Origin of the sequence: Streptomyces sp. NPDC020362 (assembly GCF_040642095.1) — a bacterium.
Classification (GTDB): domain Bacteria; phylum Actinomycetota; class Actinomycetes; order Streptomycetales; family Streptomycetaceae; genus Streptomyces.
In genome coordinates, this window is sequence record NZ_JBFAET010000419.1 from 1 (window position 1) to 2,726 (window position 2,726).

General features: G+C 70.2%; 1 protein-coding gene and 1 pseudogene. Both read left to right on the top strand.

All coding sequences use genetic code 11. The annotated features are described in order from the left end of the window. The coding region (locus tag AB0H32_RS47710; protein WP_361135824.1) for an NB-ARC domain-containing protein at positions 1–2,309 on the top strand (2,309 nt) is incomplete at its 5' end. Positions 2,310–2,643: 334 nt separating this feature from the next. Continuing rightward, a pseudogene (locus AB0H32_RS47715) lies at positions 2,644–2,726 on the top strand (TetR/AcrR family transcriptional regulator); the annotation flags it as partial.

Consider the following 2,726-nt stretch of genomic DNA (forward strand, 5'->3'; position numbering starts at 1 on the left):
CCCGACTGATCCTGGTACTAGCGGCCACGGGCCACCAGGCGGAGGCCCTCGACGTCTACCGGAACATACGCGCCCGTCTCGCGGGGGACCTGGGTGTGGACCCGGGCGCCGAGTTGCAGGCCGCTCAGCAGGAGGTGCTGTCCCAGACCGTGCCCATGGGGAATCCGACCCCGACCTGGGGAGCGGGACCCGGCGACTCCCACTGCTCGGACGGCATCAACGTGGGTCCCGCCTCCGCGGCCCGGCCGGACGACACCGCGTCCGTACGCCCCGCGCAACTCCCCACCGACCTCCCGGTCTTCACCGGCCGCTGCAAGGAACTGGAGGGTCTCCGGGCGCTGTTGCCAACGGCCGGGGGAGTGGCGTCTTCGGTGGTGATCAGTGCGATCGGGGGCATGGCCGGGGTGGGCAAGACCACCCTGGCCGTGCACTGGGCCCACCAGGTCGCCGAGCGTTTCCCCGACGGGCAGCTCTACGTCAATCTCCGCGGATTCCATCCCAGCGACTCGGTCATGAGCGCGGCCGAGGCGATGCGGTCCTTTCTCGATGCCCTCGGTGTCCCCTCCCATCGCCTCCCCGCCGGGCTGGAGGCGCAGGCCGCGCTGTACCGCAGTCTGCTGGCCGACCGGCGGATGCTGATCCTCCTGGACAACGCGCACGACACTGAACACGTGCGTCCCCTGCTGCCCGGAGCCTCCGGCTGTCTGGTGATCGTCACCAGCCGCAACCAGCTCTGCGGACTGGTGGCCGGTGAGGGCGCGCACTCCGTCACACTGGACCTGCTGAGCGAAGCGGAGGCGTTGGCGTTCCTGCGCCGGAGGCTGGGCGCAGACCGTGTCACGCGTGAGCCCTCTGCGGCCGCGGAGATCGTTTCGGCCTGCGGAAACCTGCCCCTGGCCCTGGCCATCGTCAGCGCGCGTGCCACCATCAATCCGGCCTTCACGCTGGCCTCTGTCGCGGCCGAACTGCGGGAGAGCGGGGGCAGCCTCGATGCCTTCTCCGGGGAGGCCCCTGTTACGGACGCCAGAACTGCATTCTCCTGGTCGTACAACCGCCTGTCGCCGGAGGCCGCGCGCGTATTCCGGTTGCTGGCCCTCCATCCGGGCCCGGACTCCTCGCTCGAGGCCGTGGCAAGCCTGGCGGGTCAGCGGCCCGGCCAGATACGCCCGCTGTTGGCCGAGTTGGCGCGTGCCCATCTGATCTTCGAAGCCGTGCCCGGCCGGTTCGGCTGTCACGAACTGCTGCGCACCTACGCCGCAGAGCTCGGCCGGACGCAGGACGCGTCGGACGAGCGCGGCCCCGCCCGGCGACGGATGCTCGACCACTATCTGCACAGCGCGCATGCCGCCGAGCGGATCCTCGCGCCGAGCCGGGAACACTGGGAGCCGATGCCCCACGCGGCTGAGGTGACCGTGCAGCGGTTCGCCGATCAGGCGCAGGCGGCGGCCTGGCTGGACGTCAACCGCCCCGTCCTGCTGGCCGTGATTGAGCAGGGCACCCGGCACGGAAGCGGCGAGCACAGCTGGCTGCTCGCGGCGATCCTCGAACGGTATCTGGACCGCGGCGGCCGCTGGCAGGAACAAGTCGTCGTGCAGACGACGGCGATGACGGCGGCCCGGTGCCTGGGCGACGTACGCGGCCAGGCATACGCGCACCGCGCGCTGGGTTTCGCCAACGGCCGACTGGGCCACTGGAAGGAGGCAGGAGAACACCTCGCGCGCGCGTTGAAGTTGTTCGGCGAGATCGGTGACCCGGCCGGCCAGGGCCGGGTGCACCGCTATTTCGCCTTCCTGGCCAATGTGCGGCTTCGGCACGACGAGGCACTCGACCACTACCGGCGGGCGAGCGGCCTCTACCGCACGGTGGGGCGCCGCAGCGAGGAGGCGAGTGTCTTCAACGAGGTCGGCTGGACGTACATCCTGATGGGGGAGTACGCCAAGGCGCTGGACGAGTGTGGTCAGGCTCTCGCGCTGCACCGGGAGATCGGTGACCGCAACGGCGAGGCCGCCGCGTGGGACAGTCTCGGCTACGCCCATCACCATTTGCGCGATCACAACCAGGCGCTCGCCTGCTACGAGCCTGCTCTCGAGCTGTACCGGGCGATCCGCGACCGCTACCTCGAGGCCGACACGCTGGTGCACATCGGCGACTCCCACCATGCGGCAGGTCACCGCGTGCAGGCCGCGTTCGCCTGGCGACAGGCACTCGCCATCCTCGACGAGATCGGCCATCCGGACGCCGCGGGTGTCCGCGACAGGCTGAAGGGCGCGGCCGTGTCCGGCAGGCAAGGGAATGCCCTGAAGGCCTGACGGCGGGCCCCCTCGGGCCTTCGTCCGACCCGTCCGGCCCTGCCGAACTCCTCGACCCCAGCAATCCGTCAGCGTTCCGGGAACGCACCCTGGTTAAGGACTGCTTCTCGGATCTCCCACAGGGATCACTGTTTGGGGTTCACACCGGTGGCATGGGGCGGGGTGATCTGACGAATGCAGTGTGGCGGCGGAGCCGTTGTTGCCACCGATCGGGCTGTGTGGTGGTTGGTGGGCGTTGGGTTGAGAACGACCGACTCACGCCGGCTACCTGGGGGCCTTTCCGCGATCACTGCCTCACCCGGCGCCTAACGACCTCGTGCACGGTTGGCCGTGGCTGGCCGAGCACCGGTCGATGCAGCGAGCCGCCCTGCTGGACGCGGCTCGGTCCCTGTTGTCCGAGGGTGGGACGGAAGCGCT